This window comes from Halovulum sp. GXIMD14793 (assembly GCF_054457435.1).
This window is the reverse complement of sequence record NZ_JBTLNE010000034.1, coordinates 1-15341: the sequence shown is the minus strand read 5'-3', so window position 1 is coordinate 15341 and position 15341 is coordinate 1. Positions and strand designations below refer to the sequence as shown.

General features: G+C 57.7%; 20 protein-coding genes and 1 pseudogene. 8 read left to right on the top strand and 13 right to left on the bottom strand.

Translation table 11 applies throughout. From position 1 onward, the window contains the following. Positions 1-19: 19 nt before the first annotated feature. Positions 20-376 carry a hypothetical protein gene (locus tag ACW9UQ_RS11150; protein WP_458931092.1) on the bottom strand — a complete coding sequence of 119 codons (357 nt, stop codon included), beginning with the start codon at positions 374-376 and terminating at the stop codon, positions 20-22. A 120-nt stretch (positions 377-496) separates the two neighbouring features. Then, entirely contained in the window at positions 497-1195 is a 699-nt protein-coding gene (locus ACW9UQ_RS11145; protein WP_458931091.1) for a hypothetical protein, read from the bottom strand. Positions 1196-1297: 102 nt separating this feature from the next. Between ACW9UQ_RS11145 and ACW9UQ_RS11140 the strand changes: the two genes are divergently transcribed. Together ACW9UQ_RS11140 and ACW9UQ_RS11135 are read left to right on the top strand one after the other, a co-directional pair. After that, entirely contained in the window at positions 1298-2320 is a 1023-nt protein-coding gene (locus ACW9UQ_RS11140; protein ID WP_458931090.1) for an aspartate-semialdehyde dehydrogenase, read from the top strand. A 153-nt stretch (positions 2321-2473) separates the two neighbouring features. Beyond that, positions 2474-2878 carry a hypothetical protein gene (locus tag ACW9UQ_RS11135; RefSeq protein ID WP_458931089.1) on the top strand — a complete coding sequence of 135 codons (405 nt, stop codon included), beginning with the start codon at positions 2474-2476 and terminating at the stop codon, positions 2876-2878. A 111-nt stretch (positions 2879-2989) separates the two neighbouring features. Here ACW9UQ_RS11135 and ACW9UQ_RS11130 read toward each other — a convergent pair whose 3' ends face one another. Genes ACW9UQ_RS11130 through hmgA form a run of 7 tightly spaced genes read right to left on the bottom strand, consistent with a single transcriptional unit; the run spans position 2990 to position 9175 of the window. Further along, positions 2990-3187 (bottom strand): DUF2783 domain-containing protein, encoded by a 198-nt coding sequence (locus ACW9UQ_RS11130; protein ID WP_458931088.1) that lies wholly within the window; start codon positions 3185-3187, stop codon positions 2990-2992. 4 nt (positions 3188-3191) lie between these two features. After that, positions 3192-4811 carry an FAD-dependent oxidoreductase gene (locus ACW9UQ_RS11125; RefSeq protein ID WP_458931087.1) on the bottom strand — a complete coding sequence of 540 codons (1620 nt, stop codon included), beginning with the start codon at positions 4809-4811 and terminating at the stop codon, positions 3192-3194. Positions 4812-4847: 36 nt separating this feature from the next. Further along, positions 4848-5141 (bottom strand): hypothetical protein, encoded by a 294-nt coding sequence (locus ACW9UQ_RS11120; RefSeq protein WP_458931086.1) that lies wholly within the window; start codon positions 5139-5141, stop codon positions 4848-4850. Positions 5142-5172: 31 nt separating this feature from the next. Then, positions 5173-6123 carry an MBL fold metallo-hydrolase gene (locus ACW9UQ_RS11115; RefSeq protein ID WP_458931085.1) on the bottom strand — a complete coding sequence of 317 codons (951 nt, stop codon included), beginning with the start codon at positions 6121-6123 and terminating at the stop codon, positions 5173-5175. After that, on the bottom strand, positions 6120-6593 hold the full coding sequence (locus ACW9UQ_RS11110) for a DUF2059 domain-containing protein (RefSeq protein ID WP_458931084.1): 474 nt from the start codon (positions 6591-6593) through the stop codon (positions 6120-6122). The genes ACW9UQ_RS11115 and ACW9UQ_RS11110 overlap by 4 nt, the downstream gene beginning before the upstream one ends. A 15-nt stretch (positions 6594-6608) precedes the next feature. Next, complete coding sequence (gene fahA, locus ACW9UQ_RS11105; RefSeq protein WP_458931083.1) at positions 6609-7814, bottom strand: fumarylacetoacetase; 1206 nt, start codon at positions 7812-7814, stop codon at positions 6609-6611. Then, entirely contained in the window at positions 7811-9175 is a 1365-nt protein-coding gene (gene hmgA, locus ACW9UQ_RS11100; protein ID WP_458931082.1) for a homogentisate 1,2-dioxygenase, read from the bottom strand. Before hmgA ends, fahA begins: the two co-directional genes overlap by 4 nt. Positions 9176-9319: 144 nt before the next feature. On the opposite strand from hmgA, the gene ACW9UQ_RS11095 reads away from it, so the two are divergent. Continuing rightward, the gene (locus ACW9UQ_RS11095) at positions 9320-9763 is read left to right on the top strand and encodes a MarR family winged helix-turn-helix transcriptional regulator (protein WP_458931081.1); all 444 of its coding nucleotides are present in this window, start codon (positions 9320-9322) and stop codon (positions 9761-9763) included. After that, on the top strand, positions 9760-10383 hold the full coding sequence (gene maiA / locus ACW9UQ_RS11090) for a maleylacetoacetate isomerase (protein ID WP_458931080.1): 624 nt from the start codon (positions 9760-9762) through the stop codon (positions 10381-10383). The genes ACW9UQ_RS11095 and maiA overlap by 4 nt, the downstream gene beginning before the upstream one ends. A gap of 30 nt (positions 10384-10413) precedes the next feature. Here the strand turns inward: maiA and ACW9UQ_RS11085 are convergent, their stop codons facing one another. After that, entirely contained in the window at positions 10414-10869 is a 456-nt protein-coding gene (locus tag ACW9UQ_RS11085) for an Lrp/AsnC family transcriptional regulator (protein WP_458931079.1), read from the bottom strand. Between the two features lie 133 nt (positions 10870-11002). Between ACW9UQ_RS11085 and hppD the strand changes: the two genes are divergently transcribed. From hppD to ACW9UQ_RS11070, 3 genes are all read left to right on the top strand, one after another. Beyond that, entirely contained in the window at positions 11003-12100 is a 1098-nt protein-coding gene (hppD, locus tag ACW9UQ_RS11080; RefSeq protein WP_458931078.1) for a 4-hydroxyphenylpyruvate dioxygenase, read from the top strand. A 388-nt stretch (positions 12101-12488) separates the two neighbouring features. Next, positions 12489-12656: a hypothetical protein gene (locus tag ACW9UQ_RS11075; protein ID WP_458931077.1), complete on the top strand. Its 168-nt coding sequence runs from the start codon at positions 12489-12491 to the stop codon at positions 12654-12656. Positions 12657-12802: 146 nt separating this feature from the next. Further along, a complete protein-coding gene (locus ACW9UQ_RS11070) occupies positions 12803-13171 on the top strand; it encodes a hypothetical protein (RefSeq protein WP_458931076.1) in 369 nt (122 codons plus the stop codon). Positions 13172-13182: 11 nt separating this feature from the next. Here ACW9UQ_RS11070 and ACW9UQ_RS11065 read toward each other — a convergent pair whose 3' ends face one another. Then, positions 13183-13458, bottom strand: a complete 276-nt coding sequence (locus ACW9UQ_RS11065) for a hypothetical protein (RefSeq protein WP_458931075.1) — start codon at positions 13456-13458, stop codon at positions 13183-13185. A 771-nt stretch (positions 13459-14229) separates the two neighbouring features. Between ACW9UQ_RS11065 and ACW9UQ_RS11060 the strand changes: the two genes are divergently transcribed. After that, positions 14230-14487 carry a 3-ketoacyl-ACP reductase gene (locus ACW9UQ_RS11060; RefSeq protein ID WP_458931074.1) on the top strand — a complete coding sequence of 86 codons (258 nt, stop codon included), beginning with the start codon at positions 14230-14232 and terminating at the stop codon, positions 14485-14487. Positions 14488-14676: 189 nt separating this feature from the next. Here the strand turns inward: ACW9UQ_RS11060 and ACW9UQ_RS11055 are convergent, their stop codons facing one another. Beyond that, positions 14677-15096: a SpoIIAA family protein gene (locus ACW9UQ_RS11055; RefSeq protein WP_458931115.1), complete on the bottom strand. Its 420-nt coding sequence runs from the start codon at positions 15094-15096 to the stop codon at positions 14677-14679. A gap of 27 nt (positions 15097-15123) precedes the next feature. Further along, a pseudogene (locus ACW9UQ_RS11050) lies at positions 15124-15341 on the bottom strand (DDE-type integrase/transposase/recombinase); the annotation flags it as partial.

Below are 15341 nucleotides of genomic sequence, written 5' to 3'. Positions count from 1 at the left end.
CCTGCGCCGCTGGATGACCCTACGGCAAGGTCAGCGTGAACATCGGCCCGTCACCATGCACATTGTCATGCGCCCGGATTTTTACCTGCGTCACCCCGTTCGGGATGCGCACACCGCCCAATGACCGGGTGAAGGGCTGCTCGCTCTCATGCGGGTGCAAAAGCTTGCGATACCCTAGCTCGGTTCCGTCGGGGGCATAGACCGTCCAACCATCGGCATAGTGATCCCAGCCAGTGTCTGCATGGCGTACCGTCACATCGAATCGCCAGTTGTCCCCAACTTTCTGGGCCGCGGCATTCACGATTTCCGGCGCGCCAGCCAGAGCGGGCATTGCCAGAAAACTAAAGGCAGCAAGGGCTTTCAGGGTCTTTCGCATGGGACGGGTCCCTCCTTCACAACCTGAAATATAGGAATTGCGGCGCATCGGCTCCATCACATCGCCGTGCGCCGCAATATCTGTGGCCGTTGGGTCACGCCCAACGGCTGGTTGCAGGACTTAGTTTGCCCAGGTGGTGTAGCCGATCTTCAGCAAACCCGGGCTGCGGCCAGGGCCAGCATTGATGCGGAACTGTGAATAGCGACCTTCAGAGGTCCGCACACAGACATAGGTTCCAACCGGAGGGATGCCGATGGGGTTGGCGGTGTAACCCGCATTGCGACATCCCGACAATCCGACCGAGCCACTGCCCGCTACGGCGATCCGTGCGCCGTTCCGCGGTGTCAGGTAGCGCGCAGTTGCGGTCTTGGCCTGAAACCAGATGTCACCGCCGCCGCCATTGCCGCCAACGCTGCCATTGTCCAGATCCACGATCCAGGTCTGTTTCAGGTCAACGCCGCCTGTGGAGTGGGTGCGCGGTGCATTGCTGACCACACCAGCGCTCTGGCAGCTAAATCCGCGGGCATCCTTGCGGCACTGCATCGAGGCAGGCGCCTTCTGCATGATGTAAACGGTCTTGCCAAAGGCCCAGTAGCCGCACATCAGCGTCTTGTCGCCGCCGATATTGTCGATGCGGGTTTCCTGCAGGCTGCCGACCTGCGGCGTCTGCCACCAGCCCGATGGCAGGGGCGAGGTGATCTCGGTCCGGACCTTCTGCAGCGGGCATTCGATCCGCACCGCAGCGGCCTGTGCTGAGTGTGCGCCCAGAACGGCGAATGCGAAGAAAGCTGCGCTTTTGATCATGAATCTTGAAAGCATTGATATCCCCTTTTCATAGCTTGGGCGTTCTTTTGCCCTTTCCATGGCAATGGGTCGGCTGTATTGAGCCAGAGGTTCAAACCCCAGATCAGGAGAAGAACAGTGGGTTACAAAGTCGTCGTCGCTGGTGCGACCGGGAATGTCGGGCGCGAAATGCTCAATATCCTGGCCGAACGCCAGTTCCCCGTGGATGAGATCGCAGCACTTGCCAGCCGCAAGTCGCTTGGCACGGAATGCTCGTTCGGGGACACGACTTTGAAGACGGGCGATCTGGATACGTTCGACTTCACCGGCTGGGATATCGCCCTGTTCGCCATCGGGTCCGAGGCGACCAAGACATACGCACCCAAGGCCGCCAAGGCAGGGTGCGTGGTGATCGATAACTCGTCGTTGTATCGCTACGATCCCGATGTGCCGTTGATCGTGCCAGAGGTGAACCCGGACGCGATTGACGGATATGCGAAAAAGAACATCATCGCGAACCCGAATTGTTCGACCGCACAGATGGTCGTGGCACTGAAACCTTTGCATGACCGCGCACGGATCAAGCGTGTCATTGTGTCAACCTATCAGTCGGTGTCCGGCGCAGGCAAAGGCGGCATGGACGAGTTGTGGGACCAGACCAAGGGCATGTATGTCCCCGGTCAGGAGAAAGACCCCGCAACATTCACCAAGCAGATCGCCTTTAACGTGATCCCGCATATCGACGTCTTCATGGATTCAGGTGAGACCAAGGAAGAATGGAAAATGGTGGCCGAGACGAAAAAGATCGTCGATCCCGCCATCAAGGTAACCGCAACATGCGTGCGCGTCCCGGTTTTTGTCGGCCATTCCGAAGCGGTGAACATTGAGTTCGAGGATTTCCTTGACGACGATGAGGCGCGAGAGATCCTGCGTGCAGCCCCTGGCATCATGATCATCGATAAGCGCGAGGATGGTGGCTATGCCACGCCCGTCGAATGCGTTGGCGACTATGCCACCTTCATCAGCCGCATCCGCCAGGATTCCACGATCGAGAACGGCCTGAACCTCTGGTGTGTCAGCGACAACCTGCGCAAGGGTGCAGCCCTGAACGCCGTGCAGATTGCCGAACTGCTTGGTCGGCGCGTGCTGCAAAAGGGCTGAGGCCGACAGGAAGTTTATAAGAAGGGCGTTCTTTCGAGCGCCCTTTTTTCTTGACCCAAAACCGGCGTGCAAATTCGGAGCGTGCGTTCCGCGCCTGCGATTTGCTAGACTGATACCATGGCCAAACACTCTGCCCTGAAATCCCTGTATCTGATGCTGCTGGCTTGGCTGGTCTACATTGGCTTGCGTTATGAAGAATTGTCTTTGGGATTGGCTGCGCCGGGTGAGACCGGCCCATTCTATTGCCGCAACCTGCTAAGCTCTGGCAGCGATGATAACGTCATGATCTTTGTGTTCGTTATTTTCGTCGTGCCGATGTCTTTGCGCGTGCTGCGCGTGAGCCGTAGTGTCGCCTTTTACGAGCGCATGTCTCTGTGGGTCTGTATCGCTGTGACCTGCGCGGTACTGTTTATTGCCAGCCTTGATTGCGCCTCGATTTTTTATACTGCGTTCGTGGTGCCTGATATGTTGCTTGCGTCGGCGCTGATCGCACTGCCACTCGTCGCCGTTCTGCTTTCAAGGATTGCATCCGGTTCACAAAGCCGGCTGCCGTCATAAAGCAAGTTTGCAACTCTCCGGCTCTCCCCACGCGGAATCAAGGCCGAAGGCCGCCGTGCATCGCCGAGCCGTCCCGTCGGCTCGGCGATGCGCGGCTCAGCGCTTGGCGGATTAGGTTTCGTTGTGCCCTGCGGCTGCCAATGCCTGCGCCAACACTGATCGGTCACCAATATGATTGGCCAAAAGCAGGATCAGGCGGGCGTTGAAGGCGGCGCTTTCCGCTTCGCTCAGGCCGTCATGTGCGGCCAGAAGCTCGGCGTAAAATCCATCCGGGTCGGGCAGATTAGCATCGGTGATCAGATCGCTCATCGGTTCAGTCCTTCGCGCAGGCTTTGCGCAGTGCAGTGCGCAGGGCGCTTTCGTTGAAACTGGACCAGCGGGCGGCGACATGCTGGTCCGGGCGGATCAGATAAACGGCTGAGGTGGCATCGCCCAGATAGCGCTCTGCCAACAGGCCTGAAGCATCCTCCGCCGACAGGGCCACGCGACGGGCGGTGACCCCATCCTCCTCAAAACTATCCGGCGCATCCGCATCAATGGTCAGGATCACAAAATCATGGCCCAGTTCCGGCAACAGAAACCCGCTCCCCAAAGGCGCATCCGGGCAAGGACTGCCAACACGGGTGCGGGCCGGTCCGCCGGGCAGCGCATCCGGCCCGTTCAGCGACAGCCCGTCATATGTGCAGGGCACGGACAGGCGGCCGGAATTGACCAGGGGCCGGGCAAACTCGAACCGTTCTGCCAGATCCAGCACCGCATTGCGGAACACATGGCTGATGGCTGATTTCGGCGTGATGAAATCGGTGGAGCGGGTGGAGTTCAGGATATTCTCATCTGCGCCGTAAACCCGTTCTTCGTCATAGGTATCAAGCAGCCGATCCGGTGCGGCCCCTTTGATCACCAGGCCCAGCTTCCAGCCCAGATTGTCGACATCCTGCATCCCGGAATTGGCCCCGCGCGCGCCAAACGGACTGACCTGATGCGCGGCATCCCCAGCGAAAATCACCTGGCCATGGCGGAAATTCTTCATCCGGCGGCACTGGAAGGTGTAGATAGAGGACCAGACCATCTCATACTCCACATCCTCACCCAGCATTGCATCAAGGCGCTTTCGGATGTTCTCCTCTTTCAGTTCCTCGTCGCGGTCCACATCCCAGCCGATCTGAAAATCGACACGCCAGACATCATCAGGCTGCTTGTGCAACAGGGTCGAGGCACCGGATTTGAAATGCGGCTCGAACCAGAACCAGCGTTCGGTCGGGAAATCGGCGGTCATGCGGATGTCGGCAATCAGGAAGCTGTCCTGAAACACCCGCCCCTCGAAATCGAGGTCCAGCATCCCGCGCAGGGGCGAACTGGCCCCATCACACCCGATCAGCCAGTCGGCGGCCAGGGTATAGGGGCCGTCCGGTGTTGTGACCTGCAGGATGACATGATCGTCCTGCACCTCAACGGTATCAACCCGGTTGCGGCCCCGGATATCAATCGGCGCACCGGCGGCTTGCGCCTCGCGAACGCGTTCCACCAGGAACCGCTCGAAATAAGGCTGTTGCAGGTTGATAAAGGCGGGGAACTTGTGCCCCTCCTCCGGCAGAAGGTTGAAGTCAAACACCTTGCGGTCGTCATGAAACACCTTGCCCAGGTTCCAGACCACGCCCTTGTCGAGCATCGGCTTTGCGCAGCCATAGCGGTCGGCGATTTCCAGACTGCGCTTGGCGAAACAGATCGCCCGGCTGCCCATGCCAATGCCTTCGTGATCGTCCAGAACGACCACCGGAATGCCCTGCAAGCCCAGATCAAGGGCAGTCGCAATGCCAATCGGCCCGCCGCCCATAACCACAACCGGATGCCGCACCGGCTTGGCGGCATCCTGATCCGCCGACCGTTCATATGGATAAAGTTTGAAGGCGAGCGAATAGCGGTCTTGTATCATTTCCTTGCAACCTCAAATTCAGCCAGTACCGGCAGTTTATTCAAAAGCTGGGTTTTCAGAACCTCGCCAATCTGGGCTCATTTCACCATCGACGCACTGGTACGCAATCGGCGGAAAGAATATGGTGCTGTTCAACCAGCAGGTGCTGCGGTTGACCAAGGCCACGGCATATACAGACCCTAGCAGCAACGCGGCCCACTTCAGATCTGTTCTGATCTTCTTCGACGCGCTTTCCGCGATTGCCAGATCCCAGAATGTCTTGCGGGCATACCAGTATGCCGCGAGGACGAGGCAGATCAGCCCGACCAGATAGAGGGCCGCAATGTTCATCAGAACGATATCAGATATCGTTTTGTGCTCATTATCCTTGCAGCTCCGCCCACATCTCCTTGTCTCGCGCGGCGGTCCAGATGCGCGGTGTATCGATGCCGCGGGCCTCGTCATAGGCGCGGGCGACGTTGAAGGGCAGGCAGTGTTCATAGATCGCATAGTCAGCGAATTTCGGATCGCATTCCGCGCGCACCGCATCCCATGCCTCTTTCAGCGTGCCGCCCCGGGCAACAACCCGCGCCACTGGCCGGTAGGTGGAGTTCACGAAGTCCGCCGTATTGGCGATGGCCTCGGCCACCATGCCGGGGCCAACAAGTGCGTCGCCGCGCCCCGGGGCAATCGCCTGCGGTTCAAACGCAGCGATATTGGCCAGCGTATCCTCCCAATCGGCGAAATGTCCGTCACCGCAGTAACAGGCAGAATGGTATTCGACGATATCACCGGTAAACATCACCTCCTGATCCGGCACCCAGATGACCGCATCACCTGCGGTATGAGCGCGGCCCAGCTTCATGATATCGACCCGGCGTTTGCCCAGATAGACGGTCATCGCCTCGCTGAAGGTGGTGGTCGGGCAGGTCAGGCCGGGGATTTCCTCATGCCCCTGAAACAGGCGCGGAAAGCGGTCAAACTCGCTGTCCCAGTCTTCCTGCCCGCGTTCCTCGACCATTGCGGCAGCGGCATCGGACATGATGATTTCCCGCGCCCCATAGGCCGAAGCGCCCAGCACACGGACGGCGTGATAATGGGTCAGCACCAGATGGCTGATCGGTTTGTCGGTGACGCTGCGGACACAGTCGATCACCTTACGCGCCAGACGTGGGGTCGCCTGTGCCTCAACGATCATTACGCTTTCATCGCCGATGATGACCCCGGTATTCGGGTCTCCTTCGGCCGTGAAGGCATACAGGCCATCCCCGACCTCGGTGAAGCTGATGGTTTTTTCTTCCATATCCCCGGCGGAGGCGAAAGCTTTGGTCATTGGTTTACGGGCTCCTCGATGATCTTCATAAATTCCGGGGCCATGCGCTGCTGGATGGACAGCATTTCGGGTCCCAACTCTGTCATGACACTGATCATGAAAGGCTGCATCTTCGTCATGATCGCTGCACCGTGTTCTGTTGCGTGAAACGCGATCATTGCCTCCAGCTCCGCAGCGGTGAAAATTTCAGCACTTGCGGTGATCATCGCCTCTTCCATTCTGGGACGCAGCGGTGCCAGCTTCTTGGCCATCAATATGCCAATCCTGGTCAGTTGATCATCGCTTAGGGATGAATCTGGCGTTAGATTTATTTTGAATTGCGCAGTCAGCACTTCAGCCGAGAACATATCCTGCAGAATTTCCTGAACGGCAGGAAGTTCGACATATTCCGTCGCCAGCGCGGTGGTATCCTGTGCAGATGCTGGCAGGGTCAGCAGTGTAAAGGCCGCCGTGCGGACGAGGGTTTTCATATCATATCTCCGACTTCAGGGATTATCCCTGGCGGGCAGGATTTTCCCGGTGCAGGGGCCGAAACCGATGCGATAGCCGTCGCCCTGGGCGTGGCCGTGCAGGGCAACCTCATCACCGTCTTCGATAAAGGTGCGGGTGCCGCCGCCTGGCAGGGTGACCTGCACCTTACCGCCTTCGGTCATTTCCAGCAGCGCGCCGGTCTGGTCTTTTTCAGAGCCTGAGATGGTGCCTGTGCCCAGCAGATCACCCACCCGCATCGGACACCCGGCTTCGGTGTGGTGTGCCAGTTGCTGGGCGCTGGAATAATACATGACGTTATAATTGGTCTTGCCCAGCACGTCGCCATTCAGGCTCCAGGACAGGTTGATGTCGAACAGGCCCGGGCGTTTTTCATGCAGATAGGGCAGCAAGGGGTTGTCGCGCTTCGCGCCTTCGCAGCGGAAAGGCTCCAACGCGGCGCGTGGAATGATCCAAGGAGAAATGGTGGTGCCAAAGGCCTTGGCCTGAAACGGGCCAAGCGGCTGGTATTCCCAGGCCTGAATGTCGCGTGCCGACCAGTCATTCAGCAGGACATAGCCAAAGATCATCTCTTCGGCCTCTTCCACACTGACCCGGTCGCCCAGCTTGCTGCCGGTGCCAACCACGGCGCCCATTTCCAGCTCAAGGTCCAAACGCTGGCAAGCCTCCCAGCGCGGCCCATCCTCACCCTTTAGCTGGCCCATGGGCCGCACGATATCCGTACCGCTGACCACGACCGAGGACGCCCGGCCGTTATAGCCAATGGGCATATGCGTCCATTGCGGCGGCAAGGCGTTTTCCGGGCCACGGAACAACACGCCGACATTGAAGGCGTGGTTCTTGGAGGCATAGAAATCCGTGTACTCCGCCACGTCAAAGGGTAAAAGCAGGCGGGCGCTGTCCATTGGAACCAGATGCGGCTCTACCGCTGTGCGGTGGGCCTCATCGGACAAAAGGTCGGTTAGCCGGGTGCGAAACGCGGCCCAGACCGACGATCCGGCTGCCATGAAGGCATTCCATGTCGGCTGGGTAAACAGCGCTGTGTCCTGACCATGATCAATCTGCGCGACATCGACGATAAAGTCACCGATGGCAACACCAAGGCGCGAGCCACTCCCTGTGTCAAATACGCCATATGGCAGGTTCTGGATCGGAAAATCCGTATCGGTTTTTGCCGTCTCAACCCAGCTTGTCAGATTCATTCTTTGATCCCCGGTGTGCCATCAAACTTCTTTTCCAGACTGTCCCAACAGTCAACATAATCATCCTGCAAGGGTGCCTCGGTCGCGGCAAACTGTGTCAGATGCTGTGGGAAGCGTGTTTCAAACATGAACTGCATGGTGTTGTCCTGCTTGACCGGCTGCATCGGCTCGTTGGAGCCATGCTCGAACGCGTTCCGGTCCGGGCCGTGTGGCAGCATCATGTTGTGCAGGCTGGTGCCGCCGGGAACAAAGCCCTTGGGTTTGGCATCATAGATACCGTGAATATTGCCCATCATCTCGGACATGATGTTTTTGTGATACCAGGGCGGGCGGAACGAGTGTTCGGCCACCATCCAGCGTTCACGGAACAGAACGAAGTCGATATTCGCCGTGCCTGGCTGGCCCGATGGGGCGGTCAGCACGGTAAAGATCGACGGATCGGGGTGGTCGAACAGGATTGCACCAACCGGCGAATAGGTGCGCAGGTCGTATTTATACGCAGCATAGTTGCCGTGCCACGCCACCACATCCAGGGGCGAGTGATCGATGTAGCTTTCATGGAACTGGCCACACCATTTGATCACCACACGGCTGTGGGCATCGCGATCCTCAAACGCCGCGACTGGGCATTTGAAATCCCGCGGATTGGCCAGACAATTCGCACCGATCGGCCCACGCCCTGGCAGGTCGAATTTCTGACCGTAGTTCTCACACACAAAGCCGCGGGCAGAGCCTTCCAAAACCTCGACACGATAGACAAGGCCCCGCGGGATGATGGCGATTTCCTTCGGCTCCAGATCGATCACGCCCAGTTCGGTGCAAAAGCGCAGGCGGCCCTCTTGCGGGACGACCAGCAATTCGCTGTCGGCGGAATAGAAATACTCATCTTTCATCGACTGGGTGACCAGATAGATATGCGCCGCCATCCCGACCTGGGTGTTCACATCCCCCGCAGTGGTCATCGTGCGCATCCCGGTGATCCAGGTCAGATCCTGACCGGCATGCGGCACCGGATCCCAGCGGTACTGGCCCAGGCTGATCACATCCTCCAGCACATGCGGTGCGGACTTCCAGTACGGCACGTCAATCTTTGTGCAGCGGCCCATATGCTTGACGCTGGGCCGGATGCGGTAACACCAGGTGCGTTCGTTCTGGCCGCGTGGGGCGGTAAAGGCGGTACCGGACAATTGTTCGGCATAAAGGCCGTAATTGCATTTCTGCGGCGAATTCTGGCCCTGTGGCAGGGCGCCGGGCAGAGCCTCTGTCTCAAAGTCATTGCCGAAACCGGGCATATATCCTTCATGCGGTCCGGTGGCGTTTGTGGCGCGGATCATGCCGCTGGGAAGATCGTGACGGGTCATGACAGTCCTCTTTCGCAGTCGATATGGCTGAGCGGAAGTCTGGCCTTACAATTCGTTGCAAATGCAATGATGTCAAGATATTCATTGCAGAACCGTCGGAATATTCGTCAGATTTGATCCAGTGGGTGTTTGAAGGGGGGCTTCATGGGCAGACGATCCGATTTCGACCTTGATGGCTTTCTGCCGTATCGGCTGACCGTCGCGGCAGAACGGCTAAGCAAGGCGCTGTCCCAGCAATACCGGGACCGATTCGGGATATCGGTCGCAGAATGGCGGGTGCTGGTGCATCTGGCCCATGCGGACACCGACGCCGTGTCGATCCGTGATCTGGAGCGCTGCGTCAGTCTGGAAAAATCCCGCCTCAGCCGTGCGGCCAGCCGGCTGGAGGCCGCAGGCCATATCTCAAAGGCTGTGAATGCCGAGGACCGCCGCCTGCTGCAATTGTCCCTGAACCCGCAAGGCAAGGCATTGATGCAAAAACTGGTGCCGCTGGCCCGTCGCTACCAACGCGCGCTGGAGGATCAGATCAGACCACATCTGGCTGATCTGACCGCCGCGCTGGATATCTTTATGGAGGATACAGAATGATCCGACTTTATGACTACTGGCGGTCCTCAGCCAGCTACCGGGTGCGCATTGCACTGGGTCTGGCCGGGCTGCAGTGGGAGGCGGTTTCGGTGGATTTGGTGGCCGGGGATCAGGCCGCGCAGCAACATCTTGCACGCAACCCGCAAGGGCTGGTGCCCGTGCTAGAGATTGACGACCTGCAACTGACCCAGTCGCTGGCGATGATCGAATATCTGAACGACACGCATGATATGGGCTGGGTGCCCGGTGACGCAGCCGAGCGCGCGCGTGTGCGTGCGCTGGCCCACGCCATTGCGATAGACATCCATCCCGTCTGCAATCTTAGGGTGGCAAAATACGCGGTGGAACATTCCGACGACGGCATCACAATGGAAGGCTGGATGCAGGCCTTCATCGGTCACGGCCTGGCCGCGGTTGAGGCGATGCTGAAAGGTGGGGATTACTGTCATGGCAACAGCATAACGCTGGCTGATATCTGCCTGATCCCACAGCTTTACAACGCAGATCGCTGGGGCATCGACCTGACCGACATGCCCAAGATCCGCCATATCAGGACCGCCCTGTCCGACCTTCCGGCCATCGCCGCCGCTCATCCGGACCGGTGGAAGCCAGAGGGGTAGGTGCGAGCACGGGCTTGGGTTGTGCCTAAATCACAACGGCAGTGGTGCGTCCTGTTTCAGCTGATCCATCACGATCTGGCTTTGAACGCGCGCAACGCCCGGATGGGCTAGAAGGACATCGTGGATCAGGCGGTTCAGGGCTTGCAGGTCCTCGCAATAGACCCTTAGCAGGTAGTCCGCCTCGCCCGTCAGGGTCCAGGCAGAGACCAGCTCCGGCTGTGTCGACACCAGCCGTGCAAAGTCGCGCGATGGGCCGGGGCCATGGCGTTGCAGCTGCACCTGAATGAAGGCTTGCACGGACAAGCCCACCCTTCGCGCATCCAGCTTGGCCGTATAGGCGCGGATCAGCCCCTGCTCTTCCAGCCGTTGCCGCCGCCGGCCCGCCTGACTGGCCGACAGGTTGAGCGCTTCGCCCAATTCCTGCGACGTCAGTTGCGCGTTTTTCTGAATCGCCGCTAGCAGGCGTTTGTCTGTATCATCCAGCATGCGGCAGTAATGCGTAAAATTTTCTATATGCGCAATAGGAACGCATGCTTTCATATAAAGTCGCATCAATTTGCGCAGAACGCGCACCCATTGCGCAGTAGTGTCGTGCGAATACTGAGCTACGGAGAAATACATGGGTCCGTTCCCGCACGATGCACCGCAGGCCAAAATCACCGAAGAAAATCCCGCTGGCACCGATGGTTTTGAATTCGTCGAATTTGCGCATCCCAATCCTGACGAGCTGCGCGAATTGTTCGCCAAAATGGGATACGAACACGTCGCCACGCACAAGCAAAAGCAGGTAGAGCTGTGGCAGCAAGGCGATATCACCTACATCATCAACGCCGATCCAAACAGCTTTGCCGCGCGGTTCGTTGAGGAACACGGCCCCTGCGCCCCAGCCATGGGCTGGCGTGTGGTCGATGCGAAGCATGCCTTTGAACATGCCGTGGCCAACGGTGCGGAACCTTATGAGGCCGACGACAAAACGCTGAACTGGCCTGCGATCAAGGGCATTGGCGGGTCGCTGATCTATTTCACCGATCAGTATTACGACACCTCGCCCTATAATGAAGAATTCGACTGGCTGAAAACGTCTAAGCCCGAAGGGGTCGGGTTCTATTACCTCGATCACCTGACGCATAATGTGTTCAAGGGGAACATGGACAAGTGGTTCCACTTCTATGGAAACCTGTTCAACTTCCGCGAAATCCGGTTCTTCGACATTCAGGGCAAGTTCACCGGCCTGTTCAGTCGCGCGCTGACCTCCCCCTGTGGCCGGATCCGCATTCCGATCAATGAAGACCGGGGTGAGACGGGCCAGATCGTTGCGTATCTGAAAAAGTACAATGGCGAGGGCATTCAGCATATCGCTGTCGGGTCCAAGGACATCTACGAAAGCACCGATGAGATCGCTGAGCGCGGCATCCGCTACATGCCGCCGCCGCCGACAACCTACTACGACATGAGCCATGAGCGCGTTCAGGGCCATGATGAGCCGCTGGACCGGATGAAGAAACACGGCATCCTGATTGACGGCGAAGGTGTTCTGGATGGCGGCGAAACCAAAATCCTGTTGCAAATCTTCTCAAAAACCGTGATCGGCCCGATCTTTTTCGAGTTTATCCAGCGTAAGGGTGATGACGGCTTTGGCGAAGGCAACTTCAAGGCGCTGTTCGAATCTATCGAACGTGAACAGATCGAAAACGGAGAGATCACCGCAGCGGAATAATTTACCCGGGGTACGCTACCAGCCTTTGCAAGAGACGGGGTGCATCTCCAGACGATACGTTGTCTGGGTCTCAACGCAAATCCTGGTGGTAAGTTGTGGGGTGCATCGGCATGGGCTTAATGCGCAAGGGGAGTGCGCATCAGCCCTTACCGACGCACCCCACATCATTTTTTGGGACCTGACGCCGCACAGCTTGCCGCATTGATGTGGCCGGACCTCTTGCAAAATCGAGCGGATTCCCCCCAATGTTGCCGCCAGAATTGGCCATCGGGCTACTGATTGACGCAATTTTGGGGTGGTCTGCGGCACAATGATAGTTCCTTTCCATGTGGCGGAGATGCTGCGCCGTGTGCGCCAGAAGATCGCCTAAAGCGGCGAAATGCCCCGCATGGCACCGCGTCTGGATGACAGCCGCAGCTTTCGCATCTCGCCACGGATAAACCCCGAAACGGTCACCCGCCTGCATGATGCGCTGGACCTTGATCAGGCCGCCCGCGATACGCTTTTTGACGGCACGACGCAGGCTGACCTGCCCCAATATGCCTCTACTCGCTGAAAATTCAGCAGGAAGTGTGTTTCCGAGTTTCTCAGCGGCGCGCAAGGGGCAGTTTCCTTGAAAGAAACTCTTTTTTCGCGCGCCTCGGGACACCCCAGGGCAGTATTGACCGGGTCGCAGAGCGTGTCGCTCGCGGAGGTTATGACGTGCCGCAAGAGGACATTGTTCGGCGCTATGAACGGTCATTGGAGAACCTGCCACTTGCTATCGAGAAAGCCGACAAAACCACGCTCTACGACAATTCGGGCCGAAGAACGGAAATCGTCGGTCATTTAGATAAGGAAGCATTTCGTTTCCGTGATCCACCCGAATGGGCGGTTGACGCCTCGGCAAGGGCCGCGCGGATGATGGAAGATAAGGCGGTGACTGTCGAAGAAAGGGAAGCAGCGCAAATGAGGTCGGCGGAGGTGGCTGTTGCCGCCGGGCACATATCCGAGGAAGATCTTCGTGAGTTGTGTGAATTCAACGAGGAACGCAACACCGACTCGGATGGCACTGGTGGTGTGCGTGAGTAGTGACGCGGGCTTTAGTGCAATGTATGCGGCGGGCGATCAAAGAGTACGACGCTGAAGCCGTTTGGGTCAGAAGGCGGCACCGCAAGTAGGAAGATTTCGTGTGATCCTTCTTTCTCGTAGAGGCATCGGTATTTCCCTTTATTGTCTCCATCGTCGGTGATTTCATCGTATCGGCAATTGTAAGTTATCCCGGCCTTTTCCCATTCAACGATTCCTGATTTTGTTACGAGCGCGAGCGGCTTTCCATCCAGCATAATGAGATTTTGATCAACGACAATCTGTTCCATGAGTGTCCGCTTGGTGAGGTTAAAATGGCCCGCGATGCGGGCCGTTCTTGGGAGTTGCTAACGCTATCTGCCGATCCGCTTGTTGCGGTCGATCTGTGCTTGATAGTTCGGTGCTGAGCCAGCGTTGGGGCTTGGTGATGGCTGAGTATTTGCGGGCTGTGGTGTTGGAGACTGCTGTCCGTAACCTGGTCGGGTTGGCATGGGCGAATTCCCATCATTGAACGGGCACGTAGGGCTGCGTACTCCGCGCCACTAGCATTGCCCATGAGGTAACGGTTGATTGCCTGTTGGGAGCCAAATGCAGCGCGTCCAAGGCACAAACGGTTTCCAGCAATTCGCTGCCCTCGCAGGATAAGTGCGTCCGGGAGAAAGGTGATTGCTGCCCCTGGGAAAATTTGCGACACAACCCCATCAGCAACTGGTGTGCACAGGACGAAAAAGCTCCACGACAGAGCTGCAAGCCACGCGCCGGTGGCTGCATCAAACTTCCAGCTCATATAGCCGAAATAGGCCAACAGGATGCCGACCAGCAGCAGAAAGCGCCAAAGACTTTCCCGATGCGTCGGGTGCTGAGAGGAGAATGGGAGATGCACGTGGAGATGGTCGCCTAAATTATTCTATTGCTTGTCGATTTTCTTATAGCAATGAGAGGCAGTGTTGGGAATTCGCTGGTCGAAATTTCGCGCTTACGATATAGTCGCTTTCGAACGCGCTCGGTGCCGCGAGGATGGCGGACCGACTATAACACCACTGAACCGACGGACCAAAACCATGTCTGATAAGACCGACCTGCACACCCGCCTCGATGCGCTCTCCGAAAAGATCGAAAGCGCACGCAAAACCCTTGATTTCAAGGGCAAACTGAAAGATGGACACCATCTGACGACCGGAGAGATGGAGGCGCGCTATGCGTTTCTGAAGTCCGAGGTTGACGGTGAGATGGCAGACCTCGAAAGCCATGGGCACCATGTCAGCGCTCTGGAGCAGGACGTGATGACGTGGCTTGCAGGCGTTGATCTGGACACTTGATTACAAATGGCTGGTGCAATAACACTTCAGAACATTCTTGAACCGCATAAGGGCGATAATATTGCTGTGAATGTTCATGGCTCTTCCAAGATTGAAACGGTGAAACTGGAGGAAGTGGGATCGGATCATTTCACTATTTTCGATCTGGATGATCGGCTTCAGCCGCCCAAGTGACTCACTTCCCGTCTTTCAGGTTCTGATCCATTCCTGTGCGCGTTCTTCATCAGCCAGATCGAACACCATGACTTCCGTTGGCATCAGCGGGCCGAAAAGCTTGGCTGCGTTCCGCATCCAGCCAAGATCGGTGACGAGGGCGAATTTGTCGTAGGCGAGCGGGTGAGAAAGACCAAGGCGAAAGTCGTCCCAGGCGGCACCCAGACTGTAGGAGTCAAAGGCCTCGCCGACCTTGCAGAATAACTTGAGCTTATCGTGTTCCTTCAGCTTCGCCTCGATGAGCAGGGCGAGGACTTCCTGATATGCACGTGACGTGATCTCCCCGGTCGCTTCGACGGCGACGACATCTCTTGGAAAACCGTCCAGAACCTTGAACGATCCCGGTTCATCGACCTCGGTGGCTGCCCATTCGAATGCTTTTTCTTTCTCTGCCATCGGGAAGTGACGCAGCTTTGCATATCCTGCGAGGGCAGCGAATTGCTGGAAACCGTTTGTGCCTTGGGCGGTGATTTGTCCTTTGCGGATCATGTGTGAGGTTTCAATTCCGGCCAGTGTTGCGGTGGCAGAGTGAAAGGCTTTAAAGCCCAGCATCGGCCGTGTCATCCGCTTGATAAAACGATGATCCTGCTCGACGATGTTGTTTAGATACTTACTCTGCATAATCCCGATCAGTCGCCTTT